The organism is Bremerella volcania (assembly GCF_007748115.1).
Lineage (GTDB): Bacteria > Planctomycetota > Planctomycetia > Pirellulales > Pirellulaceae > Bremerella > Bremerella volcania.
This window is the reverse complement of record NZ_CP036289.1, coordinates 645,067-670,580: the sequence shown is the minus strand read 5'-3', so window position 1 is coordinate 670,580 and position 25,514 is coordinate 645,067. Positions and strand designations below refer to the sequence as shown.

At 55.3% G+C, this 25,514-nt stretch carries 25 protein-coding genes; 10 read left to right on the top strand and 15 right to left on the bottom strand.

Annotation, left to right across the window (positions count from 1 at the left end; genetic code table 11):
• Positions 1-104 precede the first annotated feature (104 nt).
• Both Pan97_RS02760 and Pan97_RS02755 read left to right on the top strand, forming a co-directional pair.
• Positions 105-2,270 (top strand): glutamine synthetase III family protein, encoded by a 2,166-nt coding sequence (locus tag Pan97_RS02760; protein ID WP_144978095.1) that lies wholly within the window; start codon positions 105-107, stop codon positions 2,268-2,270.
• Positions 2,271-2,569: 299 nt separating this feature from the next.
• On the top strand, positions 2,570-4,483 hold the full coding sequence (locus Pan97_RS02755; protein WP_144970547.1) for a M48 family metalloprotease: 1,914 nt from the start codon (positions 2,570-2,572) through the stop codon (positions 4,481-4,483).
• Between the two features lie 6 nt (positions 4,484-4,489).
• On the opposite strand, the gene Pan97_RS02750 is transcribed toward Pan97_RS02755, so the two are convergent.
• The 10 genes from Pan97_RS02750 to Pan97_RS02705 form a co-directional block, all read right to left on the bottom strand.
• Complete coding sequence (locus tag Pan97_RS02750) at positions 4,490-4,981, bottom strand: DUF1569 domain-containing protein (RefSeq protein WP_144970546.1); 492 nt, start codon at positions 4,979-4,981, stop codon at positions 4,490-4,492.
• A 119-nt stretch (positions 4,982-5,100) separates the two neighbouring features.
• Positions 5,101-5,514, bottom strand: a complete 414-nt coding sequence (locus Pan97_RS02745; protein WP_144970544.1) for a hypothetical protein — start codon at positions 5,512-5,514, stop codon at positions 5,101-5,103.
• 174 nt (positions 5,515-5,688) lie between these two features.
• Entirely contained in the window at positions 5,689-6,711 is a 1,023-nt protein-coding gene (locus Pan97_RS26460) for a DUF1559 domain-containing protein (RefSeq protein ID WP_165698581.1), read from the bottom strand.
• A 601-nt stretch (positions 6,712-7,312) separates the two neighbouring features.
• A complete protein-coding gene (locus tag Pan97_RS02735) occupies positions 7,313-7,720 on the bottom strand; it encodes a hypothetical protein (protein WP_144970540.1) in 408 nt (135 codons plus the stop codon).
• Between the two features lie 126 nt (positions 7,721-7,846).
• Positions 7,847-8,263 carry a transthyretin-like family protein gene (locus Pan97_RS02730; protein ID WP_144970538.1) on the bottom strand — a complete coding sequence of 139 codons (417 nt, stop codon included), beginning with the start codon at positions 8,261-8,263 and terminating at the stop codon, positions 7,847-7,849.
• Between the two features lie 32 nt (positions 8,264-8,295).
• Positions 8,296-9,279, bottom strand: coding sequence for a DUF1559 domain-containing protein (locus Pan97_RS02725; RefSeq protein WP_144970535.1), 984 nt, complete (start codon positions 9,277-9,279; stop codon positions 8,296-8,298).
• A gap of 488 nt (positions 9,280-9,767) precedes the next feature.
• Positions 9,768-10,508, bottom strand: a complete 741-nt coding sequence (locus Pan97_RS02720; protein ID WP_144970533.1) for a glucose 1-dehydrogenase — start codon at positions 10,506-10,508, stop codon at positions 9,768-9,770.
• 66 nt (positions 10,509-10,574) lie between these two features.
• Entirely contained in the window at positions 10,575-10,976 is a 402-nt protein-coding gene (locus tag Pan97_RS02715; protein ID WP_144970532.1) for a hypothetical protein, read from the bottom strand.
• Between the two features lie 24 nt (positions 10,977-11,000).
• On the bottom strand, positions 11,001-11,639 hold the full coding sequence (locus Pan97_RS02710) for a DUF4272 domain-containing protein (protein WP_165698580.1): 639 nt from the start codon (positions 11,637-11,639) through the stop codon (positions 11,001-11,003).
• A gap of 245 nt (positions 11,640-11,884) precedes the next feature.
• Positions 11,885-13,249 (bottom strand): sulfatase-like hydrolase/transferase, encoded by a 1,365-nt coding sequence (locus Pan97_RS02705; protein WP_196782263.1) that lies wholly within the window; start codon positions 13,247-13,249, stop codon positions 11,885-11,887.
• Positions 13,250-13,603: 354 nt separating this feature from the next.
• Here Pan97_RS02705 and Pan97_RS02700 point away from each other — a divergent pair, with 354 nt between their 5' ends.
• Positions 13,604-14,161, top strand: a complete 558-nt coding sequence (locus Pan97_RS02700; RefSeq protein WP_144970526.1) for a hypothetical protein — start codon at positions 13,604-13,606, stop codon at positions 14,159-14,161.
• A gap of 205 nt (positions 14,162-14,366) precedes the next feature.
• Here the strand turns inward: Pan97_RS02700 and Pan97_RS02695 are convergent, their stop codons facing one another.
• From Pan97_RS02695 to folE2, 4 genes are all read right to left on the bottom strand, one after another.
• Positions 14,367-14,579, bottom strand: coding sequence for a hypothetical protein (locus tag Pan97_RS02695; RefSeq protein WP_105349912.1), 213 nt, complete (start codon positions 14,577-14,579; stop codon positions 14,367-14,369).
• Between the two features lie 283 nt (positions 14,580-14,862).
• The gene (locus Pan97_RS26600) at positions 14,863-15,210 is read right to left on the bottom strand and encodes a nucleotide pyrophosphohydrolase (RefSeq protein ID WP_144970524.1); all 348 of its coding nucleotides are present in this window, start codon (positions 15,208-15,210) and stop codon (positions 14,863-14,865) included.
• Positions 15,207-16,145, bottom strand: coding sequence for a sugar phosphate isomerase/epimerase family protein (locus tag Pan97_RS02685; protein ID WP_144970522.1), 939 nt, complete (start codon positions 16,143-16,145; stop codon positions 15,207-15,209). Before Pan97_RS02685 ends, Pan97_RS26600 begins: the two co-directional genes overlap by 4 nt.
• Before the next feature lie 36 nt (positions 16,146-16,181).
• Complete coding sequence (gene folE2, locus Pan97_RS02680) at positions 16,182-17,192, bottom strand: GTP cyclohydrolase FolE2 (RefSeq protein ID WP_196782262.1); 1,011 nt, start codon at positions 17,190-17,192, stop codon at positions 16,182-16,184.
• Positions 17,193-17,593: 401 nt separating this feature from the next.
• Here folE2 and hemB point away from each other — a divergent pair, with 401 nt between their 5' ends.
• The 5 genes from hemB (at position 17,594) to Pan97_RS02655 (ending at position 22,255) form a co-directional block, all read left to right on the top strand.
• Complete coding sequence (gene hemB / locus Pan97_RS02675; RefSeq protein ID WP_144970520.1) at positions 17,594-18,604, top strand: porphobilinogen synthase; 1,011 nt, start codon at positions 17,594-17,596, stop codon at positions 18,602-18,604.
• A 143-nt stretch (positions 18,605-18,747) separates the two neighbouring features.
• Entirely contained in the window at positions 18,748-19,617 is an 870-nt protein-coding gene (locus Pan97_RS02670) for an EboA domain-containing protein (protein WP_144970518.1), read from the top strand.
• Between the two features lie 69 nt (positions 19,618-19,686).
• Entirely contained in the window at positions 19,687-20,598 is a 912-nt protein-coding gene (locus tag Pan97_RS02665; RefSeq protein ID WP_144970515.1) for a TatD family hydrolase, read from the top strand.
• 195 nt (positions 20,599-20,793) lie between these two features.
• Positions 20,794-21,300 (top strand): DUF1569 domain-containing protein, encoded by a 507-nt coding sequence (locus tag Pan97_RS02660; protein WP_144970513.1) that lies wholly within the window; start codon positions 20,794-20,796, stop codon positions 21,298-21,300.
• A gap of 175 nt (positions 21,301-21,475) precedes the next feature.
• Entirely contained in the window at positions 21,476-22,255 is a 780-nt protein-coding gene (locus tag Pan97_RS02655) for a DUF480 domain-containing protein (protein ID WP_144970511.1), read from the top strand.
• Between the two features lie 473 nt (positions 22,256-22,728).
• Here the strand turns inward: Pan97_RS02655 and Pan97_RS02650 are convergent, their stop codons facing one another.
• On the bottom strand, positions 22,729-24,339 hold the full coding sequence (locus tag Pan97_RS02650; protein WP_165698579.1) for a vWA domain-containing protein: 1,611 nt from the start codon (positions 24,337-24,339) through the stop codon (positions 22,729-22,731).
• Between the two features lie 235 nt (positions 24,340-24,574).
• On the opposite strand from Pan97_RS02650, the gene Pan97_RS02645 reads away from it, so the two are divergent.
• Positions 24,575-25,117, top strand: a complete 543-nt coding sequence (locus tag Pan97_RS02645; RefSeq protein ID WP_144970507.1) for a type 1 glutamine amidotransferase domain-containing protein — start codon at positions 24,575-24,577, stop codon at positions 25,115-25,117.
• Complete coding sequence (locus Pan97_RS02640; RefSeq protein WP_144970505.1) at positions 25,114-25,500, top strand: VOC family protein; 387 nt, start codon at positions 25,114-25,116, stop codon at positions 25,498-25,500. The genes Pan97_RS02645 and Pan97_RS02640 overlap by 4 nt, the downstream gene beginning before the upstream one ends.
• Positions 25,501-25,514 lie beyond the last annotated feature (14 nt).

Below are 25,514 nucleotides of genomic sequence, written 5' to 3'. Positions count from 1 at the left end.
TTGGAGGTCACACACTAGTGAGTACGGTATCGAAAGGTAAGGCGGGTTCCAACGGAACAACTACCACAGGCAACGGTAGCGGGTACGCTGGCGGATCGGCGCGAATGGCAGCCATCGCGGCGGTTACCAACTACAAGCCCTCCGCCCCTGCCATGAACTTCTTGGAGACGCCAACCCAAGAGCTTTTCAGCGCGAACGTCTTCAGCAAATCGGTCATGAAGGACCGTCTTCCTAAGCCAATCTTCAAGACGCTGATGAAGACGATCGAAACGGGCGAAAAGCTCGACACGACCGTCGCCGACTACGTTGCTTCCGCAATGAAGGATTGGGCCATCGAAAAGGGTGCTACCCACTATGCCCACGTCTTCTATCCGCTGACCGGCTTCACCGCGGAAAAGCACGATAGCTTCCTAAGCCCAGATGGCAGCGGTAGCGCGGTTGCTGAATTCAGCGGCTCGCAGCTGATTCAGGGCGAACCAGACGGTTCCAGCTTCCCATCGGGCGGTATTCGCCAGACGTTTGAAGCTCGCGGTTACACCGCTTGGGACGTTACCAGCCCTGCCTACATTATGGAAAACCCGAACGGAACTACGCTGTGCATTCCCACTGCGTTCGTCTCGTGGACTGGCGAAGCTCTCGATAAGAAGACCCCGGTTCTGCGTTCGATGCAGGCTTTAAACAAGCAAGCTCAACGTATCCTGGCCCTCTTCGGTCACACCGACGGCGCAATGGTCAGCTCGACCGCCGGTCCTGAACAGGAATACTTCCTGGTCGATCGCAATTTCTTCTTCGCTCGTCCTGACCTTTTGAACGCCGGTCGCACCTTGTTTGGTGCCAAGCCACCAAAGGGGCAGGAATTTGACGATCACTACTTCGGTGCGATCCCAGATCGCGTCCTGGCATTCATGCTGGAAACCGAACGTGAACTGTTCAAGCTGGGCATCCCAGTCAAGACACGTCACAACGAAGTGGCTCCAGGCCAGTACGAAATCGCCCCGATGTTCGAGTTCGCCAACGTTGCGACCGACCATCAGCAGATGATCATGATCACGCTGAAGCGAGTCGCCGAGAAGTACGGCATGGCCTGCTTGACCCACGAAAAGCCATTCGCTGGCGTCAACGGTAGCGGTAAGCACGTCAACTGGTCGATGGGTAGCTCCTCGCAGGGCAATCTGCTGGATCCAGGCGACACGCCACACGAAAACGCTCAGTTCCTGGTCTTCTGTGCCGCCGTTATTCGTGCCGTACACAAGTTCCAAGGCCTGCTGCGTGCTGTGGTTGCTTCGGCCTCCAACGATCACCGTTTGGGTGCCAACGAAGCTCCTCCGGCGATTATCTCGATCTTCCTGGGCGACCAGTTGACGGACGTCTTCGAGCAGATCAAGGGTGGCGGTGCCAGTAGCTCGATTCCTAAGGGCACCCTGGAAATCGGCGCCGACGTTCTCCCACCTTTGCCAAAGGATGCTGGCGACCGTAACCGAACCAGCCCGTTCGCGTTTACGGGTAACCGCTTCGAATTCCGCGCTGTTGGTTCTAACCAGTCGATCGCTGGTCCGCTCGTTGCGATGAACACCATCGTTGCCGAATCGCTGGACTACTGTGCGACCAAGCTGGAAGAAGCCACCGGCGGTGACCCCTCGAAGCTGAACGCTGCCCTGACCAAGCTCATGACCGACATCATCAACGAGCACGGCGCGATCATCTTCAATGGCGACGGTTACTCGGAAGAATGGCACCAGGAAGCTGAAAAGCGTGGCCTTCTGAACCTGAAGACCACCGCGGATGCTCTACCATTTTTGGAGAAGCCAGAAGTCAAAGAACTGTTCACGAAGTACAACGTGCTTTCCGAACGCGAGTTGGAAAGCCGCCTGGAAACTTACCTGGAACAGTACTGCAAGTCGATCGCGGTCGAGACCAATCTCACCATCGAAATGGCTCGCACGATGATCTTCCCAGCTGCGGTCCGCTATCAGAATGAACTCGCTTCGACTTGTGCGAACCTGCAGGCCCTCGGCTACGAATTCGACAAGGACACCCTGGACAAGGTGACCTCGCTGGTCAAGTCGCTCCAGGACAGCATCGCGACCCTCGCATCCCTCGCCGTCAAAGCCGAAGAAATTGAATGCTGGCACAAGAAGTCCGAATGCTGCTGCAAGGAAGTTTTGCCAGCGATGAACGAAGTTCGCAAGTACGCCGACGAACTGGAAGATTACGTGGCTGATGACCTGTGGCCATTGCCAACCTACCAGGAAATGCTCTTCATCCGCTAAGCGGTTGACAGCATTCGCTGATTCAAACTTTCCCTAGAGAGCGGACCAAGACTTTACATCTTGGCCCGCTTTTTTTGTCTTTAGGGAAGGTGGGCTGTCGGTCGGCTCTGAATAACCCGAGGGTCGTCGTTTCCATCAAATTCCAGTGACTGGAAAACGACAAATCGCTGGAAAACTCGATCGCGACGAAGGGGCTGATCGAGCGAATGACGACTTTTGCTTGTCGTTGACGGAGGGTTTCCTATACTGCACCTTTATTGGCTTCGTGCAGTTCTCCTCCTCATCATCAGGCTCGTATCATGCAACATGACGTTTCTAGCCTCGGGTTCGTCAAAACGTATGTCTATCCGGCACTGGCCCTTTTCCTGATTCCGGTCGCTTGCCTCTTCTTCTACGAATACGTCCAGTCGAGCTATGATCAAGAGTTTCTTGATGCGGCGATCGCTGAAATCAATGCGAACGCGCAAATGACCCCCGAGGAGAAAGCGCAAAGCATCGAGGGGGCTCGAAACATGCCGTTATCATGGCTACTGGTCAACGACGACCCAGAAGTAGCCGCCTGGCGAAACCAGCTTCCCACAGAATACCTCTACTACAACCTGTCGCTTATCTGGGCGATTCGTATCTCTTGGTTCTGTATTCTCGCCGGCATTGGCGCATTCGTGCTGACGGGGCTGACCGTCCTCCTGTCACTCAAATCTCAGTGGATGCAGTACTACAGCCTGTTGATTGGTTGGCATACGTTGCGTATCTTCTGCACGCTGGAGGTCATCGCTCAGGCACTGCTTGTGTTTTCCCTTTCCTTCTGGATACCTGCATTCTTCTTCAACATCTTCATCGTAAAATTGCTGTTTATCATTGGTCTCATTGGTCTGTGTGCCGTGGGTGCCGTGATCGCAGCCATTTTTAAGAAGGTCGACGATGATTTCGTGATCGAAGGAGAAGAAATCACGCGGGAGATGGCGCCAGCCTTGTGGCATGATTTGGAGCGGCTGAGTGACTCGATGGGAACCGCTCCGCCAGATCATGTGATCGCGGGAATCGATGACAACTTCTTCGTCACCCAGATGCCGGTTCAAGTTACCGGCCATGAAGATCACCAGCCACGTACGGTGACCGGCCGGACCCTGTTCGTCAGTCTTTCTCTTCTCAAGAAACTACCCCACCAGGAAGCGGATGCGGTACTCCTGCACGAGTTGGCCCATTTCAGTGGAAACGACACTACCTACACGCAAAAGATCGCTCCACTCTTGTCAAGATATGGCCATTACCTTCAAGGACTTTACGAAGGAGGCATTTCGCGACCGATCTTCTACTTCGCCGTCATGTTCCGGGCTTTGTACGAGTTGTCGCTGGGCAAGCTGAGCCGCCAACGTGAGTTCAGGGCCGACCACCTCGCGTCGGAAAAGACTTCGCCTGAGTCGATGGCGCATGCGTTGCTCCGCATTACGGCGTACTCTCAGTATCGTAACGAACTCGAACAGGAGTTCTTCGAGGCCGAAGAGGCCCACGAGCAAGTGAATCTGTCGCAGCGAATTGATGGCGGCTTCCAGAGCTTTACCACAGCCTTCGTCGACAAGCGAGACGTGGGACAGTTGGCCACCGCGCATCCCTTCGACTCGCATCCACCACTTCAACAACGCCTGGAAGCTCTTGGATTCCGAGCATCTCCTGATGCGATGCGTGACGTCCTGTACGACGATTCACCAGGCCCTTGGTTCGAGAAGATTGACGGAGCCGACGCACTTGAGCGTGCCCAGTGGGACCATTACGAAGAACGCTTCCGTCAGTTCCACGAACAGGTCCTGGCCTACCGCTACATTCCCTCGAACGAATCGGAACAGGAACTCGTGGAGAAGTTCTTCCCGCCTGTCGAGCGGACCGCCGCGAAAGACCGCCCGGTCCGCTTTGACTTCGAGAAGGTCGTCTACGAGGACTGGGACCAACCTCTGTTCTACCGAGAGATCGAAGGAATTACCCTGGAAACGGAATGGGGAACGCGCCTTGATATTACGGTGAAGCGGGACGGAAAAAGTAAGACGATCAAGCTGCCCGTCAGCAAAAAGCAAATCGAGATGAATGAATTAATTGGGACCATGGAGCAGTATTATGGTCGCGCGGCCACGGCGATCGCCTACCAGGCAAGCCTGCAACAACAGGACAATCCTTTGCCTGAGGAACCACTGAGCAACGAAACCTTTTCCATGGAGTGAGGGGTATCAAGAGACTTGCGAAGGCTCTTTCACGTCGATCTTCAAGAAGCTCATATGCATCTCGCAGTGTCGCAAATGGAATTGCGTCCACTCATCTTGTGTGAGATTGCCCAGAAGCGGATGTTTCGCTCGCTGCGGCTCGACAAGATACCGCCCAACGGCATCCTCGAAGTGCGTTAGTCCGTCCTCAACTGCTACTTCACCCGGCATGACATGGCCGTTGGCCTTGAAGCCTGTAGGGACACCTTTGTTCAGCAGGCTCTTCTTTAGAAACGTCTGGGCAACCCATCGCAGCGGAAAGGGTGCCTGAAACGTGGCTCCATCAAGCGACATCTCCACCGTTTTGGCCAAGTGTTCGAAAACCTGCCCTGGCGTCCAGTTTCCCAGCGATTGAACCGAGTCAGCCGCGGCAAGTTCCTGTGCGTCTTTCAGAACCTCCTGAAGCGTCGAGTATCGCATCTCTCGACGTCCTACCACGGACTTCGTATTGATTGCCATAACTTTTCTTCCCCGAACCAAGAAACGCCTTGCCCATTGATTTCAGGATCGCCAGGAGTCGCCCAATCGTCTGTTACCCAAGATACATTTCTCGACGAACTAAGCGGGGCGAGAGCCGTCTATCGTGGTGAAATTGTCTGGGCATCCCACACCATTCTTGTCGCTAGTTCGCGACGATATTCGATTGGGTAAATAGCTCGTTCGGCCATTTCTGGATCGTAAGCTGTCCACGTTTCGCGGCGCTGAGCGGCAACCACTTTGCGCAGCAATTCTGCGTCGAACCAGCGAGACACGTAGACTCTTCGATTCCAATCATACCAAGGAAACTGACCAGGCGATCGCAACAGACGCCAGGCAATCACCTGGTAACGGGCATCGGCGCGACTCCACTGATAAAAGATGACCTGATCCAAAACGGGACGCCCCGAACGGTCATAAACATGATTCACTTCGACAAGATCGACCTGGTCCAACAGAGCAGGATCGGTGGGAACGACACCCAACCAGGCACAAACTAAAAACAGGGGAACCATGACAGAGCCTCACGAAGATGAGCGTGTCTGTTGAATTTTCCCCCTTACCTAGGAATTCTTCGTCACTGCCCCATTCAAATCAATTGTCGGCAATGGACGGGGGCGCATAAAAAAAGCGAGGATGCCAGTGGCAACCTCGCTTCGTTGTTTATCCAACCAATGATCGGGCGATCATTAATACTCTGGAATGACGGTGCCGTCTTGGCGGTTGGCCAGGCTGACGAGGACCTGGTTAGCAACCGTTTCCGAGATGAACTGACACGAACCGTCGGTTAGAACGGTCAGCACGCCGCCTGGGTGAGCGGAGGTCAATGGAATGGAAACTTCGGTAGCGGCACCATTTGCTGGAGCGGTGCCGTTGTTGGCCGAGTTGATCCCACCGGTATAGGGCGTGGTAAAGCTCGGATCGACATCGATCGTGGTCACGTTCTGGGCGGTTCCAAAGTCACCAGCGGTCGAGTTGTCTTGCCAGGCAACACCGTTCCAGGCACCACCACCGGACGCGCCGCCGGCACCGTAGCTGGTACGGATGTTTGCGGACTGCTTAACACGGGCATTGTCGTAGAAGTAGTTGCTGCATTCGCTGATCATCATGGTGTTGCTCGTACCATCGGTAGCGGCAGCCATGTTGATCGGGTTCGAGCCGTCACCGCGGGCGACAACCATACCGTTGTAGTACTGTGCCTTCTTGGTCGAGTCGATGTTGACGACGGCCGTACCGTTCCACTTCTGAGCCGTACCACCGATACCGGTGTAGCTGGTCAGCTGGAAGTTGTTGTCCAGTTCCGGCAGTGGGCTGGAAGGACAGTACAGACCATCAACACGCAACGTGACCAGCACTTCGTTCGTGCCTGCGTTGTCAGCGATGAAGGTACCGTTGTTGAAGCCGCTCCAATCGAGTTGATCGTAAGCAGCGCCCTGTTCGATGAACGGCAGAAGGCGGACGAAGAACGATGGGGACGTGCTGCCCGAGCCGGTAGCACAAGCATTGAACGGCATCTTCAAGTAGGTGTCGTGGTAGTTGTGCATTGCCAAGCCAAGTTGCTTCAGCTGGTTGTTGCACTGGATACGACGAGCGGCTTCACGAGCCTGCTGAACCGCCGGCAGAAGCAAAGCGATCAGCACGCCAATAATGGCGATCACAACGAGTAGTTCCACCAGGGTAAAACCCCGGCGGGCATTCCAAGAATGAGTCACGTACGTCTCCTTCTCTGTTCCCAGAGAGATACAAGAAAATAGGACTGAGATGTGGAAATGAGTCCTCGCGAAAACATGTGCGAGAACCGGCGTTCCGACCACGAAAGTCAAAAAACTTTCGTGCCTCTATTGGCCGGTCAACCCAGCGAAAAGCAGCTAGATTGATAAGGAATCTTACTGCATGAAAAGCGCTGCGTGATTCTTTATACTCGAGTTTCTTATCTTATCGAGTAGCAATCAGCCAACTATAAAAAACTATTTTCCCTAACACTCCGACTAACCGCCTAATGGAGAAGTTGCCCTCTTAAATGCGATCCTTGGCGTTTCCTAAGATGGTTGTGAATTCTTGCGACGGCTTTCTTGCTAATCGTTACGATTTTCACCTTACACCAGCAAAGCCGCTTTTTGGACTATTCTTCATGATATCCCACTATCTATGGAATGACAGCAATTAAGGAAGCAGAATACCTCATTGACAACATTGCGCATCTGCGACAGCGAGCTTCTCCCGACGCCGAAACACGTCGAAACAAGCATTGGGAAGAGCCTTTAGTCGACGACCTGCTTAATGACCAATCACGCACCCTTCGATCCTTTGCGATCACGGGGCGTCACACTCCTTAAATCGAGCGCGTCGAGCACACAGGGAGAGCACTCTTTCATGAGGTGTACTCATAATGCCGCCCCCCAACCAAGACACCACCCGGAGGTACTGCAAGGCGGTCTCTGGCGCCTCATGGAACATCGGCAGATAAGCTTTCTGCAGAACCCAATACCCTATGAAGACAATCGCCGCCGCCGGAAGCACGCGCACAAAGAATGGGGTCGCGACGATCGTCGTCGTACTCAGTGCCAACAGAAAGATCGGGATCAACAGGTACATCACGGCCCCGCCAAACAGGTCTCGCAGTTCGGCTTCTACCTGGGGCAGGTTCATCATATCGACCGGCCGGCGATACGGCTCGTCCGGCTCAGGGACATCCGGAAGAGGCTCTTGTTCTTCAATCATTGGCAATCCATGCAACGGCTTTACGAGTTCGCTCCATCCTAATACCCATGGGCAAGAAAGAGAAAGACGCCTTGGCAACAAAGGCCAAGACGTCTTCGTTAGTGGACGCCCATCATTGCAGGCTTTTTATTTGGAGGTCAGTTCAAAGTCAAACTCGTTGACTCCCAACTGCACAGTCCGACTCAACTCGCTACGGCGGTTGTACCGCACCGGAATTGGATCCTTGAACTTGGGACCTTGATAGCTATCATCAACCGTCGGTGGTTGCGTCGAAATGGTAACCTGATGCTCGCCAGGCTCCGCTCCTTTTGTGGTACGGATGTAAACGAGTTCATAATTTCCCATTTCATCGGTTAGCGCGGTCGAAGGACGTCCTTTCTGTGGCGAGAACGTAACAATGGCATTCGCGTATGGTTCGCCATCCAAAGTCACTGTGCCGGTGACCTTACCAAGATCTCCGTAGTCTTCTTGGCTGCATCCCGCAACGAATGAGACCATCGCCAACGCCGCACATAATCCGAATCGACTAAACGAAAATTGCATGTTGTTCAATTGACTCCCTCGCAACCTCAGCTTTAATACTCGCCCAGAACGTTTCCATCCTGGCGATCTGCCAGGCCCGTCAAAACTGCAAAATCAACAGTTTCTGCGAGAAAACTGACCGAGGCATCACCCAGCGTCATTAGGACGCCCCCGGGATGAGCCGAGACTAGGGCGACGTTCACATTGTAGTTTGCCGCGTTACCGGTACCGCCTTCGGTTGCAATTGGATAACGAATGGTCGTGACGTTCGAAGTCCAGGTTCCCGCACCGCCACCGTTGGCCCACGTGCGTCCCGCATGCCCCGAACTGCGGCGATAGACCTGGCTGCCTGAGGAGTTGTAGAAATAGTCGCTCTGTTCGCTCACCATCATGGTGTTGCTGGTCCCGTCCGTTACTGATTCAAGACCGATCGCGTTGCTTTTGCTGTTGAGCGGAACGATCATCCCGTTGTAGACCGAATCGCCATAGCTGCTGTCTTGTGGAGAGGTAGAAACGGTTGTCGTCGTTCCGCCCTGGTAGTAGGAACCTGTGATGCCAACATAGTTGGTCAACTGCAGTTCCACGCTTCCATTCGCATTGGTGGACTGCGTTTCCACGGTCGGTAGAGGACTGGAAGGACAGTTATACCCCGGCACGCGCAGTTGTCCGAGAATCGCCGCATTGGGACTCGGTCCGTCTTGCATGGTCCAGTCGCCGGTGAACTCGAACTGATCGTAGGCTGCATTCTGCTCCATGAACGGTAGCAATCGAGTCAACCAAGAAGGTCCACGTTGACGATCACCCACGCTTCCCGATTGCGGGATAGCGTTGTACGGCAGCTTGCCGTACGTGTCGTGATAGTTGTGCAGCGCCAAACCAAGCTGCTTCTGATGATTGGTGCATTGAATGCGGCGGGCTGCTTCGCGAGCTTGCTGAACGGCTGGCAACAGCAACGCAATCAAAACGCCGATGATGGCGATCACCACCAACAGTTCAACGAGCGTGAAGCCTTTGCGGCTTCGCTTGAAGTGGGACATGTCTCTTCTCCGGATGTAGGAATAATGGCGAGAACTCAATGGCGGACGCGGATCCCAAGAGGGGATCAGCTGTTTTCTCAGTATTCAAATCTCGTACCTTAGAGAAAAAACATCCTTACAACTTGAGGAATCCCGCAGAGACAACTCGCCAAAGAGCAAAAGGCTGTCCCTAAAGCACCATTAGAGGACGCCAAGACTCCATTACTGTTACACAAATCACAACAAATTTCCCAAAGAACTCTTAATAACAACACTTGCCAGCGCGAGGCATGCATAGGACAAAAGCACCAACCGTAGACGACTGCCCAAAAACAATGCTTCCCCGAGATATCATCGAGGGAAAAACAGTTCCTAAGCGGGGGACAGGCCCATCCGCAGCCTCATAAACCGAGGTTGCGAGACGTATTTTCCAAAGGAGGGGCCATGGAAGGTCTGTACCCTCTGGAGAATCACACGGATCGGTAAGTGAACGGATCTTATGCGCGTGCTTACGCAGTACCACCGTTGACCGGAATGACCTGCCCCGTGATCCAACCACTATCTTCACTGGCCAGGAAAACGATGACCGGTCCCATGTCTTCCGGCTTTCCAAGTCGACCGAGCGCGGCCAGCTTTCGCATGCGATCGATCTTTTCCTCCTTATTGTTGCCAAGAAACATTTCCGTCTCGGTCGGCCCTGGCGAAACGATATTCGAAGTGATCCGGCGTGGCCCCAACTCCTTGGCCAAGCTTCGTGAGAGCTGTTCGATTGCTCCCTTCGATGCACAGTAGGGACCATACGTCGGCAGAAACATGAGTGCGGCGGAGGTCGAAATGGAGATCACCCTTCCCCCATCCGCCAGACGCTGGGAGGCTTCTCGCATGCCATAGAAAACGCCGTTGACGTTGATCCGCATGATTCGAGCAAACTCGTCATCAGTGGTGTCCTCGATGGTCTTGTAATGCACGACGCCAGCATTGTTGACCAGAATGTCGACTTTCCCGAACGTCTCTTCGGCAACGTCAAACAACTTCCTCACGTCCGCAGACTCCGCGACGTCTGCTTGAACAGCCAAGGCCTTGCCGCCAGCCGATTCGATCTGCGAGACTACTTCCGCAGCTGCGCTCGCGTTGCTGGCGTAGTTAACTACCACACTTGCGCCCGCGGCCGCCAGGCTCGTGCACAAATTCGCTCCGATCCCACGTGAACCACCGGTGACGATTGCCGTTTTGTTCTCCAACTTGCGCATTGCCAACATTTCCTTGCTTCGGGATCGTGAGCTATTTTCAGAATAATGGACTTTGCGGATGACGAATCAACCCATGTCGTAGGTCTCGTACCCGCCGCATCGAATCACAGCCTGGACACGAAAGAAGACACTTTCTTCGTAGTCTTCGGAGTCGTTTGTCGGCATATACACCGTCATCGGCGGATCGGTATAGAAGCGGAAGTAGCGATCTTTCGGCGGATGAAACCAATCGCGATCGGCTACCAGCATGCCAAACGGCTTTGCTCCGCCGAGCCGCCTCATGAAACGCATGATCTCAGACTCTTGGATTTTGCCGATTTCCTCGAAACGGAACTCTTGCGTTCCATCAGCCGTTTCCACCTCCAACTTATTTGGCCATACGGTCACGGAACTCACTTCCGTCATCCCATCGACTCGCGAGGGGGTAAACGTGATCTTGAATGCTGGTTCGTGGGACAGGTGCTCCACTGGCTTTGAATCCTTAACAAACTGCTAGTCTATATCCATGGGCACCTCGTCCCACGGTTCCTCACAGAAAAGCCATTCCAGCGCATGCCTCCGGTTGATGAGGATGTACGGACGCAGTCGCTTGGGCTTCTTGGGCAGTTCCAGCTTGTTTTCGGTCTCGTGCTGAATTGCCCAGTGGATGCAGTAAGCCAGGTCAAGCTTCGGTGCGATCTCTTCCACCGATCGCATCTGACATTGATGGCGAAACCGTTCACTCGATGCCGACGCCTTCAAATTGGGAAACAGGTTCACCATATCGTTGGTGCACGTCTGATTGAACTCCAAGGTGTCGTGAACTTTTCCGATCCAGGCCAGCGTCCAAACCGTCTCGACGTGCGGTGCGTACTTATCAAGGTCACTGTTATCCTTGTTTCGCAAGTACAGCGATTCGTCTGGCGTGACCCTCTCGAGCAGCCCTTCCTGGGCCAGCCACGACCATCCCAACTGTTTGGGAAACCCAAACGAACACGCCACGCAGGTAAACAAGCACAGCATCCGATCGAGCAGTTCCTCTTGAGATCGACGGATTTCGATATCGCCTAACAGCGGCAACTCCGGGTTGATCGGATAGCCCAGTTTCTTTGCCTTGGACAGGCTTTGCTTGCGGATGGTCTCAGGTTCCATAGGTCGTTCCATCTTCGGGAATTGAGAAAGCAAGGGGCGTGAACAGGCAATCATCCATTGGCCATACAATACTTCGCTTGAAGCAGGACCTGCGGCGAGGTCGGCAATGCCCGGAAACATGCTATCAGAGCGATCCGTTTCTTGTAAGATCGCTAGAGCGTGATCCGGTGCTCACTAACCCCAACAGAAACCGCAGCAAGCGACACCGATATTTGATCGCTTTTGCACAGCAGTAGCTCTGCTGGTCAGTTTTCGTGCGTCAGCCCCTTCAGATAGGCATGAAGCTGCCGACTGAATTCAGCGACACGGTCGGCGTGCGCCGCTTCATCCGCCAGGTTCTTCGCTTCGATCGAGTCAGAATTCAGATCGTAGAGTTCGCGAAAAACGTCACCGCCGCCCAAATCGGTTTCGATGTATTTCCACTGCCTGTCGCGCACCGCCCACAGCGGCTTGCTCCCCAATTGCGGCGTGGGGGCTTCGTAGAGAAAACTGGTTCGCCAGTCGCTGGGGGACTTCCCTTGCACGATCGGCAACATGCTGCGGCCATGCAAAGACCCCGGCACTTCCAGGCCAGCAAGCTCGTAGATCATCGCGGTCAGGTCGATGTTCAGCACCAGTTCGTCGCGAACCTGGGCCGGAAGTCCCGGCCCGACGACCGCCATGGGGACGCGCATCGATTCTTCGTAGGCGAGCACCTTGCTCGTGAAGCCGTGTTCCCCCAGCATCCAGCCGTTGTCTCCCATCAGAATGATCCACGTGTTCTCGCGCAGACCACGTCGATCGAGTTCATCCAAGAACTTCCCCACGGCGGCATCCATTTGCTGGACGCTCGCGTAGTAGTCTCGGGTATGCTTCCGAATATTCTCAGGGTCGTCGTAGCCGTAGCTCAGTGCCTGAGTACGGCTGCGCGAGGTCGCCAGGTACTGCGGCTTGCCCGACAGATCATCATTCCAGGTTTCCGCCAGCGGCATGGCTTCTGCGTCGTATTGATCCAGATACTCCTGTTTCGCCGGCCAGGTATGCTTGTGATCCATATGCGGAACCTGAGTACACAGCCAAAGGGCAAACGGCTGATTGGACTGGGCAGCTTGATCTAGAAATCGCAACGACTCATCGACCGTGACGTCATCGACAAAGCCCGGCATCTTACGCTTCTTACCGTCGATCGTGAACTCGCGGTCGTACCAGGTGCCGTTCGACCAACAGGTAGAAGCAAAGTCGAAGCCGCACGATTTGGGCGAATTCCCCAAATGCCACTTCCCAGTCACACCGGTCGCGTAGCCTGCCTCATTGAGAGCCCGTGCGAATGTCGGTTCCCCCTTCTTCAAAGAGGCATGCCCCACGGCGGTTACTCCATTCTGGCTCCCATAACGCCCTGTCAAACAAGCAGCCCGACTCGGCGAGCAAATGGCCAGCGTGACAAAAGCGTTTTCAAAGCGAGTCCCCGCCTCGCACAGCTTGTCGAGATTGGGTGTCTTGATCTTCTCGTTCCCGGCCGTAGAAAGCCCGTCCCAGCGATGGTCGTCGGTGAGGATGAAAACGACGTTGGGCTTGGCATTCTCGGCACGCAAAGAGCCTGTGATCAACAGACAGAGAACAAGAATGGACAAACGGAATGCGTTGGAAAAGTAGAACATGGCAAGGCTGGGAAACGGAGGTGCGAAGAGAACTTAGGGGCATTGTAGTTCTAGAGCGTGAATTCGCCGAATTGGACATAATTCAGCCCGAAAAATGGAGATTCAGCGATGAAGAGCATACTTCCGTTATTCCCTTTCCCAGCAATTTACTTTCAACGCAATTGCGTGTCTCGCGAGATCTCACTTACCACATGAAACACCGACAATAGAATGTCCTGTTTGAATCAAAGAGCAAAATGAGAGACACGCGCAGTGGACGCCCCTTAGAATAAACCTTTCCTGCGATCGCAGCCAACGTTATGCCAATCGCGAGAGCAACAGACGCACATGTCGATATCTGAAGAAGTCTTCCAGCCCTACAACGCGCAAATCACGGAAGCCCTCGGGCTTTCCGAGCTGCGTCTCGGGCGCTGGAAAGTCCCGAACTCTGACCACCACTGGCTGATGTACTTCTGGCAAGCGGCGATCAGGCCGACCTTTCACGGCATGGGAATCTTGACGGTCATTCATACTCAGCGATTCGATGACTCCGGCGAACTGGGGCGAGGCAAATGGAAAGGTTTGTTTGCCATACCCAACAGCCAACGACAAGAGCTTGAAGAAATTGCCGTGGCCACCATCCCGAATGATTCGCTCTGGGCGGAACTCAATCAGATGGACCTGACCGAGAACACCGGTACCTATTCACTCGACGGCATCAGTTACCACCTCGCAGTTACGAACAACGACTTCCAGGCCGAGTTCACTTTCAGCAACCCAGAATCCCTTTCGCTAAAACGAATTGAGCGAGCCCTGCTGCATCAGATGGAACGCATCGCGAAGACGTCGCAAAGCCATGCCGCGCTTAAGTATCTTGCGATGTGGAATGAGTACGCTGCAAGATAAGCAAAGGATTAGCACTTCTTTCGCCTAAGAAGAAAAGAAACATCCCCAAAAAGAGCAAGTGGCTTCCTTGCCACTTGATCCAGGTATGCAGGCAGATCGGTGGCAGCGAGGTTACTTCTATCATTACGAAAAACGGGTGCCGGGTCGACTTTTTTGACAGTCATCCCGACACCCGGATATGGTAAATCGACCTTTGCGTGGGTCGTTACTTGCAAGTTCGCATGGCTTCGAAGCCGGACTGCGTCAGGCTGTAAGCGCCCTTGAAAGATTCAGGAACCAAGTATTCCCGTTTGACCAGCTTGGTAAGTGAATTCTTGTGAGTGGCCAGCATGGGCCCGGTGAAGCAGAGCATTCGGCCTGGATCCATCAAATACTGGCGGAATGTTCTGAGGACTTTCTTTTCGCCTTCGGTCAGCATGGGAAGCTCCTATGAGAAGGATTCGAAGAGCTCAGCCTCCTGCTATTAAATTGGCGACTTTCTCCGTAAAGTCGAGGTTGCTGCTGCCAAGCAATCAACAAGAAGCATCAAGCGACTGCAAGCAGGACCCAAAGAACGCCGCACCCCCAAGTTAGCTTCGTGCCTTTGGTAGGAAAGCGCCAGTTTTTCCACAGCAACTTGTATCGTACCATTTTTCACAGGCAAACGCCAGTACCCCGAAAGGGTGAAGACCTCAATCCAGGGCAATCTGGCCACGAGAAAGCTACTTGAGTTTCTCGTTTTCCTGGTGCCGCGTCGCGTCGCGGTGCGTTTTTTTTTCGAGGTTTCGACGAAGCGCTTCGGTCAGATCGACACCTGTTTGATTAGCCAGGCAGATCACCACGAATAACACGTCGGCAAGTTCGTCGGACAGTTCGACCTTCTTGTCCGATGCTTTGAAGCTTTGCTCGCCATAGGTCCGCGAAATGACGCGGGCCACCTCCCCCACTTCCTCCATCAACTGGGCCAGGTTCGTCAGCTCTGAAAAATACCGTACGCCGATCGTCTGAATCCACTGATCGACGTCTTCCTGGGCCTGGCGAAGCGTTAAAGAGTTTTCCGTCTGTGTCACTGGGCAATCAGTTTCGCAAAGGTTTTCTGAGCATATTCCCGGCCGACCGTGTGGGCCTCGACCGCATCCATGGTATTAGGCGATTTCCCTTCGACGGCTTGTTCCAACACCAGCAGTGGTGGAGTCTCCAGGTCCAATAGCATCTCGGCCAGTTGATCGTAGTCAATGTCGCCAGCGCCGAATGCTTCGTCCCATATGCCGTCGTGCGATTGCCGCAGATGCAGTTCGACGATGCGGTCCTTGTAAAGCCGAGCCACGTCAAACACGGCCACTTCGGAGTTGCCGCAGCCTCGAAAGACCCAGTGGGCATCCAGGCAGAACTTCACGTTGTTCGGGTCGGTCGATGCCAGCATGTGATGCAGTTCCCGGGCACCCTCACGCAGTTCAATATCGTGGTTGTGATATGCCAATTGCTGTCCCTGCTTCCGCAGTTGAGCCCCCAGCAAGTCAAGTGCTTTGGCCTGGGTTCGCAACTGCTCGTCCGACTTGTTTTGGCTGCCGCCCCATTGAATAGGACTCGGGTTGGTCACGATGATCCGCGTCCCACAGGCCTCGTTCGCGGCGGCGGCGATATCGAGAACCGCTCGAATGCTCGCCGCTGCTTGGGCTGGGTCGTGAAGCGTACTGTTGACGTACAGCGACTTGATTTGCAGGTCATGCTTCTTCGCTGAGTCCGCGATCGTTTTGATCTGCTGAGGTGAACCAGCGATCGGTTCGTAACCGACCAGCCCGCACGATTTCACTTCGCCCAGCAACGCGTCCAGATCGCCAGCGTCCCGATTGCTGCGACGATAAAACGTGCCCCAAGGATATTGCTGCGTAATGATAGGCACATTAGCCGCTTTGGCTGCCTGCAGCAAAGAACTCGTGGCAAGAAACGGAGAACAAGCTGCCAGGGCGGCAGCTTGCCTGGTGAATGCACGACGACTGAGCATGGGCTTCTCAATCTTGGTGAGAGGTGAGCAAGACGCCTAAGGAACCATACCGCCAGGAATCCCTTTGACGACGATCGCAACCGCGTCGTGAGGGTGAAGACTTTCAAAGTGGCTGGCCTGAATGCGGTAGTCGACGACGCCGGGCATGGGGTCGATAGCGGACTTCATGCGTCGGGCCGCGTCTTCGCAAAACATGAGATTCTCGCCATTGAGCCGGGCAAACTCTTGCTCGTCGGCTCGCTTCACGGCGGCTTGGACGGCCGTATTCAGGACGCCTTCGACGCGCTGGATGATCTCGTCGATCGGCAAGTCTTCACGCGTGTCGTCCAGGTCGACCGTAATATCGGCGTGGCTGCGCTGGCTGTGAGGAACCGCGATCAACGTACTGTTCGAGCCCAGCCAGTTGAGCACGGTCGCGGCACTCATCCAGTTGTGCCCGTAGAACTGCTCTTCAAACTGCTGTTGCAGCAGTTGTCGCGAAAGCGCCGCGGAGCACGGACAGGCACTCGAATAAGTCAAACGCACGTGAACGCGATACTTGACCGTGTTACCCTGCCTCAGCGCCTCGACCTGAACCGGATAGCTTCGCCACGCGGTGTTTTCCGAAAGGAGCGAGGCCCGCTGGATCATGTGCTCGAACGAGAACTGCAAGTAAGCCGACTGGCTCATCTCGCTGTGCGTTTCCAGGAAGCGTCCCAGGATGCGTTCGAGCTGCTTGCGAGAGAATTCCGTGTGCAGTTCATTCTGCAGGCTCAAGTAGAGCCGAGACATGTGGATGCCTTTGGTTTGTGGGTCGTCGAGACTCACGTACGCATCGACCTTGGCCGGGGTGCGCATCAGCACGTCATCTTCTCCGCGAATCAGAATGGCGACCTCGATGCCGGACATTCCCACGCGATCGATCGACGATTGAAACTGCGGAGCGGTGTCGTTGGCGACATCCGGCAGTAGTCTCGGGGAAGTATTCATAGCCAGTGGCCTGGTCCCTTCGGTAGCCAGTGGGGTGGCCGAAGGCGATTGCGAAGGCATGGGCGAGTCGGTGGACATCTACGTTTCCTTAGCGGAGTATATTCGTATGCGGTCGGACTATTCCAAGTGCAAGACCGGGAATTTCAAGTTGGGGTAACCGCTAATTCTCGGGAGTTCGCTCAGATGGCAGCCTGGGCCAGGCGGGGCTCTATGATAACCAATTCCAGGCAACCCATGTTAGGATGCCGACCCCAATCCGTGCGTTACAAGGTAGTAATGCTGCCCGACGAGTGAAAACTGAGTACACTAAGCAGTATCCCAGCTCCAACCTACGATTGTTGCCTGCGGCCCGGCTGGGCTCAACAATTCCTTTCGTGGCCGAACAGCTGAATTGTCGATAACTTATTTATTGACAATCGTTTCCAACCAGCCGCAAAAGTCAATCCACCCCTGATAACCTCACGCACAAGATCGCCATTATGACTGCCACGGGCCCGCTCGGAGATTACCCCCACTATCGCCCTCGCCGGAACCGGCAAACCGAATGGTCGCGGCGACTCGTGCGGGAAAACCACCTGACCGTCGACGATCTGATTTGGCCCATCTTCGTTCAACCCGGGAAGACCACGCGAACGCCGATCCCGTCGCTGCCAGGCGTCGACCGGGTTACGATCGACCTCGCCGTCGAAGAAGCCCAGCGTGCCAAAGAGCTAGGCATTCCGGTGATCGCATTGTTTCCGGCAACTCCCCACGAACTGAAGACGCCGCAGTGCCAGGAAGCAATCAACCCGGACAATCTCGTCTGCCAGTCGGTTCGAGCGATCAAAGAGCTAAAGCTGAACCTGGGCATCTTGTGCGACGTCGCGCTCGATCCCTATTCCAGCCACGGGCAAGATGGGCTGGTCAAAAACGGCTACGTGGTCAATGACGAAACGGTCGAGATGTTGTGCCAACAGTCGATCGTCCAGGCAATGGCCGGCTGCGACATCATCGCCCCCAGCGACATGATGGACGGACGCATCGGCGCCATCCGTAAAGCCCTCGATCACGACGGCTACCAGCACGTGCAAATCATGTCGTACGCTGCCAAGTATGCTTCGGCCTTCTATGGCCCATTCCGCGATGCGGTGGGATCTTCCGGCAATCTGGGAAGTGGCGACAAGAAGACGTACCAGATGGATCCGGCCAACACCGACGAGGCGCTGCGTGAAGTGGCCCTCGACATCAAAGAAGGGGCCGACATGGTGATGGTTAAACCAGGGATGCCTTACCTCGACATCGTGCAGCGTGTGAAGGAAACGTTCGGGCAACCCACGTACGTCTATCAGGTCTCGGGCGAGTACGCCATGCTGCACGCCGCGGCCGGCAACGGCTGGCTCGACCTCGACAAGACGATGCTGGAAAGCCTGATGGCATTCAAGCGTGCCGGAGCCGATGGCATCCTGACTTACTTCGCCCCCAAAGCAGCAGAAATGCTAAAGAAGGGTTAGGCATTTCACATCCGGCAATGGGAACTCACGCAGCATCCGCTTACGACCTTGCTTTGTGGAGTTTCAAGATTTAGGCTAAATGAGATGCCCCGACGCTGACCGTAGCGGCAAGGGAATCATCATATGACGATCAGGGCAACCCTATGTCTTACACCCCAGTTCAATTGTTAGAGAATTGGATTCTGCGTCAGGCTTCTGATGCGGGCCAAGCTTGGCTCGATACGCAGCGCGAAGCGGTCGCCACTAGCGATCTCAAATCGTTGTACATGGCCTTTGGTTTCGCTCCGCGGAAGGTTGGCAAGGCCGATCTTCAGTTGACCGAGCGCGACTTGAACGATGCTGCCGAAGCTCGCCCAGGCTGGATGCCGCATGCATGGACGATCGACCAGGCGGCCCGCGTTCTGCTGCTGATGTCGCTTCCATCCGAAGATGACGCGGCATTTCATGCCACGCTGGAGAAGCTGTTTCAAACGGCTGAGATTCGCGAACAGATTTGCCTGTACCAGGCCTTGCAGCTATTGCCCCACCAAGAGCTGTTTGACGATCGCTTGTCCGAAGGCATCCGCACCAACATCAAGTCGATCTTCGAGTCGATCGCCCACAACAACCCGTTGCCGATGGAACTGATGTCGGAACAGGCCTGGAATCAGATGGTTCTCAAGGCACTGTTCATTGGGGCGGCGCTCGATCCGATCGAAGGGCTCGATCGTCGCGTGAATCCGGACCTGGCCCGCATGCTGATCGATTTCGCCCACGAGCGCCGCGCCGCCAAACGTCCGATTCCCGTAGAGTTGTGGCGAGTGGCCGCTCCGTTTGCCGATGAAGTAGCATTAGAAGACATGAGAGCGTTGTTCGCCTCCGGCGAGCAGCTTGAACAATCGGCCATTGCGTTGGCCCTGGTTTCAACGGCATGCGACGAAGCCGACGTCATCCTGAAAACGAATCCCGAGATTGCCAAGCGTGCTGAAAGTGGCGAGATCACCTGGCGCGAGATTGCCCAGCAAGCGTACTAGCATTGGCAGGCAACCACTGCCAATGCATTTTCTTGCTGAAAACTGAACACTGACAACTGAAAATCAACCATGAAATTCATCGACCCCCACATTCACGTTACCTCGCGTACGACCGACGACTACGAAGCGATGGCCAAAGCTGGCGTGGCGGCGATTATTGAGCCGGCTTTCTGGCTGGGCCAGCCGCGAACCAACGTGGGCTCTTTCCAGGATTACTTCAGCAGCCTGGTGGGCTTCGAGAAGTTCCGCGCGGCCCAGTTTGGCATTCGTCACTACTGCACGATCGGGCTGAACTCGAAAGAAGCCAACAACGAAGCCCTGGCCGAACAGGTCATGGAGATCATGCCGCTGTTTCTGGCCAAAGAGAACGTCGTGGCCGTGGGTGAAATCGGCTTCGACGACATGACCGCCCTGGAAGAGAAGTATCTGCGTCTGCAGCTGGAGATGGCCAAAGAAGTCGATCTGCCGGTGCTGATCCACACGCCCCACCGCAACAAAAAGCAGGGCACCTACCGCAGCATGGACATCATCGAAGAGCACGAGATCCCACCTCATTTAGTGGTAATCGACCACAACAATGAGGAAACCTGCGAAGAGGTTCTGCGGCGTGGCTACTGGGCTGCATTCACCATCTACCCCAAGACGAAAATGGGGAACGAACGCATGGTAGAGATCGTAAAGAAATATGGTCCGGAGAGAATCATTGTCGATTCATCCGCCGATTGGGGTGTTTCGGATCCGTTAGCCGTCCCCAAAACTGGCAATTTGATGCTAGAGCGGGGTGTCCCTGAAGAGCACGTTGAGTTAACCTGTTACAAGAACGCTTTGGCTGCTTATGGTCAGAGCGGTCAGTTCGAGGAATCGGATTGGTTAAACCCAGAGCCCATCGATCAACGTACGTTGTTCGAAGGGAATAGCGTTCTGCGGGGTGGCCAGACTCCTCGAGTCGATAAGCCAGAAGACGATCGTATCATTCAATAAGCTCATACGTCTTTTAGCTTCAAGAGGAACGGTTTCCTACAAGGGAACCAGCAGAACAGAGACGCCAGGCACCAAAGTAAAGCAAGCGCGTTCGGAACCGCGCCCGCTTTCGCTATCCAGAGGCACCCAGCACTTTGCCTAGGGGATCGCAACGTTTGCGACCCCACGACTGGACCAGCTTACTTACGGTGTGTTATGAGCTTTCATCGCAATGGCGCAAGCGACAAGTTGTCGCGGCGCGAACTTCATTTCGAGAACTTCGAAGACGTTCTTGGTGAAACCAGAAGTCTTTCTCGTGTCGGGTACCACCGGGTTTCCAAGTGGTCGCTTGGGCAAATCTGCGACCACCTATCGCGATTCATGGATGCGTCGCTCGACGGATTTCCGCCGGCACCTTTCTATGCTGCGATCATTCGTCCGTTTGCCCGCATGATGTATCTTGGCAAGATCCTGCGGAACGAGCATTTGCCGGCTAAGATGCCAACACTCCGGGAATTTACGCCTGGGGAGTGGTCCGAGGATCAAAAGGCGATTGCTCAACTTGAAGCCGCAATCGCCCGCATCACGGACCCTAGCGCCCAGTTTTTACCGTCACCACTTTTTGGCAATTTGACAGTCGAAGAGTGGCGCAAGGTTCACCTGTGGCACTGTCAGCACCACCTGGAATTTCTTATTCCAGCCGCCAAAGACTCCTCCGCCTAGGCGGACCGGACGTTTTGATTTGACTCGATTGACCAACATGCGCGGCACAACGAATCGCGCGCTATTCGTTGTGCCGTTATTCAGGTTGATCCCCCTTCGGACCTTGCCATTTGGCAAGGAGCGTCGTATCCTGCGCGACAAACCTTGTTCTGTCGTTTCCGGAAAGACCCCACTCATGTCCGAAGATATGCAAACCCCTGAGCCTGCCTGGCGTCCCCTTTCCAAAATCCAGCGCCGCGTGCTCGGCGTGCTGATCGAGAAAGCCAAGACGACGCCGGATGCCTACCCGATGTCGCTCAATGGCCTGACGACCGGCAGCAATCAGAAGAGCAATCGCGATCCTCAGCTGAACCTGGAAAGCTGGGAAATCGAAGAAGCCCTGGAGCAGCTTCGCGACATGGGGGCCGTGGCCGAAGTCCATGGAGACGGGCGAGTCGTCAAGTTTCGGCACTACGCCAAGGATTGGCTGGGCTGCGATGGAAATGAACTCGCCGTAATGGCCGAACTGCTTCTGCGCGGCACTCAAACCGTGGGTGAGCTGCGCGGCCGCGCGGCGCGCATGGGCAAGATTCCGGACATGGGCTCTTTGCAACCAATCCTGGACGATCTGCAGCGGAAGAAGCTGGTCGTTCCTCTCACTCCCAAGGGGCGCGGGCAAGTCGTCACGCACGGCCTGTTTTCCGAGAAGGAACTGGCCGAGCAGCGTAATCAGCATGGTGGCGTCCGTGTCGTCGAAGCCAACGTAGAACCACCGGACGCAACTTCGATCGCCGAGCCTGTCCAGCGCCCGGTGAACCCCGAGCCAACCGCCCCTCCGCCGGCAGTCGCGTCCTCGACATCTTCTTCCTCCGATAGCGCCGCGATCGCCGAGCTTCGGGCGGAAGTCGCTGCCCTGAAAGCGGAACTCGAGCGAATCAAGAAGGACGTCGAAGACCTCTGGTCGAGCATGACCTGAACGGGGCACTGCATTTACCCCGCTGTGGAAAACCGCCACGCATAGGCATGATATAAGCACCCAATAGTGGTTCAGGCATGCCCCAAGCCGATGTGGCTTCACCTTGACCACTTGAGATTCATCGGCCCTTCTCAATCGTGCCCAGTCTCAACACGGAGGCCACGATTCGCGTTGTCTTGAGGGCTTAGAGCCCGTGAAGCGGACGCAATCTTGCGCGATCGTAGAAACCCACCCCTTTTGACACCCTACCAAAGGTGGCAAGACCCCAGTTGCGCGTTAACTTCGCTTGAAGGTGGGTTTTAGTTTTGACGAATCAGCCAGCATGCATCGCTGCAACGATTGCCTAAAGCGAGACACTGATTGAGAATGGTTCTCGCTGTGAAGCGTTCCGCTTGGGTCGGCACCGTTGTTTGCGGTGTCGGCCTTTGTTTATGCGCTGGCAGCCACCGCAGGTTCGTTTGGGCCGAAGCCGATTAGTACTCGACCCACTTCCAACCGATGGGCGTTTCCAACTCTTTTTCGGCGAAGTAGGCCCACGGCGTGTCAGGGTGCTCCTTGATGATACGCTCCAGATATTCTTTGGCCTGCAGACGTGTCTTTTCCAGTCGGCTACCGGCTTCTTCCAGCGTATCGGCTGGCTCGAGGTTCCACGTATCGTGCGAAGGATCCTCGAACTTTCGGCCCCCCTTCAAGATCGCCAGCATCTGGTTGTAACCATCGACGCGTGCCTTGACGGCGGCGGCTCGCCCCAGGGCCAGGTCGTAGCTGGCCTGCCAGCGTTTGTCGGTAATCTTGTCGCGATCCTTCTCCCCTTCGGCCAGCGGATCGTAGACGGCATTGATCATGGGTTCCAAGCGAGCCGCAATTCGCTGGGCACCATCCAGTGCATTCTTCAGCCGCGCTTCATCTTCCACCACGAACTGAGAAGCCGGATAGGTCATCGCTTCAACTTGACCTTGCGAAGCCGCTTGATGCAGCGCGGCGAGTGCCTTGTTCTCGGAAAGCTTGGCTTGATACTGGGCTTCGGTCAGGTACTGCGGAGGATACTTTCGCATCACCTCGTCATCAAACCGCATCGCACTGCCAGGCCAGGGAGCCGAGCGAAGCCGCGACACAAGAAACGATCCGCGCGTTTGATACGCCAGGTACGTCAAGCCGAACGGACCATACCCGCTGTCGACGTCGTCGCCACCAAATCCGCCACTGTTAAACTTCATATCAACACGCTGCGAGTAACGCGTTTCCGGTCCTTGCAGCATCGCAGGCATGCCGTCGGAACGCGATTCCTGCGGAGCGACTTCCGCCATCATGCGTCCCATCGGGGCCGGCACGCCAATCGCATAAACGCGCACGCCGGTCGAGTTCGCCTTTTCGACGATCGAGTCGACTTGCTTCCAGTCGTCGCCTGCCTCGTCGGTAACGACCACGACCATCAGTTCGCGACCTTGCTGCTGCTTGATCGGGCCATACTTGTCGAAAACCTGACCGATCGTCGCGAACGTCGATTCCTTGCCGGAGTTGTCGGTCTGAATCGCCGCAAGCTTGCCGATCACTTCGCCAAAGTTAGTCGTCGGCTGCTCGATCACGAAGTCGGTCTTTTCACCGAAGCTGACGATCGCCGTCGAGAGGTTATCGGCCGGCTTGCCGCCAGGCAGGCCATTGGTCTGAAAGTCGGTATAAAGCTTCTTCGCCCCATTGGCCCAAGAGCTTCGCAGTTCGGAAGCACTCAACGTCGAGTCCACGATCCAAACGATCATCGTGGGTGCAAAGTCGATGCTGCCGGCGATTTCGGTACGTAGGCGTTCGACGTTTTCCTCGACGCTGGAATTCGCCCCGACCGTTTTACCGTTACCGAATCGGCTGGCACCGCCACCTCGTAGCGAAGTCGTGCGAATCATCGTATTGCGTGCCTGGGCTTCCTTGGTTTGAACCGGCTTGGGATCCGCTTTCGGCTTGGCGGCCGTCTGGGCAGGTGCTGCCTGCTGCTTCGGCTGATTCTTGGCCAGTGGATTACGAAACTTGACGTTTTCTCCACAACCAGCCAACATCACCACGCCCATGAGCGTCGCGGAGATCCATCTCATTGCGGCGTTATTCCAAGTTGTTTTTCGGCGAGGCATGTCAGTAGGGGCTCCCAGGGAAGAGAAATACGGCAGGACGAACCGACTTTTATTCTACCCCTCATTTCAGTCGGGTCGAGTCGATGTCCAAGATTCCCGGTGCCAGCATCCCCCACCACAGCGCTGATTCTCTAGGGACTGGCAATCGAGACCAATATTCGAAACAATAAGCGGCACCCAGTACGAATAAGGATTTTTCATGCCCTCTGAGCAAACCCTCTCCGGAAAACGAATTCTCATCTTCGTAGGTGACATCTACGAAGATCTTGAACTGTGGTATCCCCACCTTCGCTTGAAAGAGGCCGGTGCCCAGTCGGTGCTGGCAGGTCTTACCGCAGGAGAAACGTACGCTGGCAAGCACACCTATCCGGCGAAAGCGGATATCGCGATCGAGGATGTCGATCCGAATAACTTCGATGGCGTGATCTGCCCCGGCGGCTTCATGCCTGACAAGCTTCGCCGCGAAGACAAAGTGAAAACGCTCATCCGGCACTTTCACGACAAAGGCCAGTTAGTGGCCGCCATTTGTCACGGGGGCTGGTTGTTGGCTTCGGCCGGCATCTGTCGCGGAACCCGTCAAACAGGCTCGCCAGGCATCAAAGACGACATGATCCATGCCGGCGTGACCTGGGAAGATGCCGAAGTCGTCGTCGATGGTAACATCGTCACCAGCCGACGCCCCGACGATCTGCCGGCGTTCTGCCGAGCGCTGGTCGACGTGCTGGAGAAACAAGCCTCATGACGCTCGCTCACCTGACCATCGCCACGCAAGACTCGGCCGCGACGGCTAAGTTCTTTCAAGAGATCTTCGACTGGGGCGAAGTGCGTCGTCCAGCCAATGTCGACCTGACGACCTACTGGCTCGACATCGGAAAGGGACAACAAGTTCACGTGCTCCAGGTCGACGGCTTCGAGGCGTCCCCATTCGAAAAAGAATTCGGCCGTCACTTTGCCTTCCTCTTTCCTGCCGCGAAACTTGCGACCATACGCGAGCGGCTCGCGGCAAGAAACGTCGAGGTCATTCCACCGATTCGCCCCACGCCGTTTGAGCGGTTCTTCTTTCAAGACCCCAATGGGTACATGTTTGAAGTGATCGATCAGGATAAGTTCGTCCCGGAAAAGTAACATCGCGGTACTGC

Coding starts and splice junctions, on each gene's coding strand:
- folE2 (WP_196782262.1), bottom strand. CDS start 17,192: ATGTCCACCGACTCGCCCATGCCTTCGCAATCGCCTTCGGCCACCCCA.
- Pan97_RS02670 (WP_144970518.1), top strand. CDS start 18,748: ATGTCTTACACCCCAGTTCAATTGTTAGAGAATTGGATTCTGCGTCAG.
- Pan97_RS02735 (WP_144970540.1), bottom strand. CDS start 7,720: ATGATTGAAGAACAAGAGCCTCTTCCGGATGTCCCTGAGCCGGACGAG.
- Pan97_RS02655 (WP_144970511.1), top strand. CDS start 21,476: ATGTCCGAAGATATGCAAACCCCTGAGCCTGCCTGGCGTCCCCTTTCC.
- Pan97_RS02640 (WP_144970505.1), top strand. CDS start 25,114: ATGACGCTCGCTCACCTGACCATCGCCACGCAAGACTCGGCCGCGACG.
- Pan97_RS02720 (WP_144970533.1), bottom strand. CDS start 10,508: ATGCGCAAGTTGGAGAACAAAACGGCAATCGTCACCGGTGGTTCACGT.
- Pan97_RS02730 (WP_144970538.1), bottom strand. CDS start 8,263: ATGCAATTTTCGTTTAGTCGATTCGGATTATGTGCGGCGTTGGCGATG.
- Pan97_RS02700 (WP_144970526.1), top strand. CDS start 13,604: ATGTCGATATCTGAAGAAGTCTTCCAGCCCTACAACGCGCAAATCACG.
- Pan97_RS02725 (WP_144970535.1), bottom strand. CDS start 9,279: ATGTCCCACTTCAAGCGAAGCCGCAAAGGCTTCACGCTCGTTGAACTG.
- Pan97_RS02745 (WP_144970544.1), bottom strand. CDS start 5,514: ATGGTTCCCCTGTTTTTAGTTTGTGCCTGGTTGGGTGTCGTTCCCACC.
- Pan97_RS02650 (WP_165698579.1), bottom strand. CDS start 24,339: ATGAGATGGATCTCCGCGACGCTCATGGGCGTGGTGATGTTGGCTGGT.
- Pan97_RS02645 (WP_144970507.1), top strand. CDS start 24,575: ATGCCCTCTGAGCAAACCCTCTCCGGAAAACGAATTCTCATCTTCGTA.
- Pan97_RS02695 (WP_105349912.1), bottom strand. CDS start 14,579: ATGCTGACCGAAGGCGAAAAGAAAGTCCTCAGAACATTCCGCCAGTAT.
- Pan97_RS02760 (WP_144978095.1), top strand. CDS start 105: ATGGCAGCCATCGCGGCGGTTACCAACTACAAGCCCTCCGCCCCTGCC.
- Pan97_RS02750 (WP_144970546.1), bottom strand. CDS start 4,981: ATGGCAATCAATACGAAGTCCGTGGTAGGACGTCGAGAGATGCGATAC.
- hemB (WP_144970520.1), top strand. CDS start 17,594: ATGACTGCCACGGGCCCGCTCGGAGATTACCCCCACTATCGCCCTCGC.
- Pan97_RS02685 (WP_144970522.1), bottom strand. CDS start 16,145: ATGCTCAGTCGTCGTGCATTCACCAGGCAAGCTGCCGCCCTGGCAGCT.
- Pan97_RS02710 (WP_165698580.1), bottom strand. CDS start 11,639: ATGGAACCTGAGACCATCCGCAAGCAAAGCCTGTCCAAGGCAAAGAAA.
- Pan97_RS02660 (WP_144970513.1), top strand. CDS start 20,794: ATGAGCTTTCATCGCAATGGCGCAAGCGACAAGTTGTCGCGGCGCGAA.
- Pan97_RS02665 (WP_144970515.1), top strand. CDS start 19,687: ATGAAATTCATCGACCCCCACATTCACGTTACCTCGCGTACGACCGAC.
- Pan97_RS02755 (WP_144970547.1), top strand. CDS start 2,570: ATGCAACATGACGTTTCTAGCCTCGGGTTCGTCAAAACGTATGTCTAT.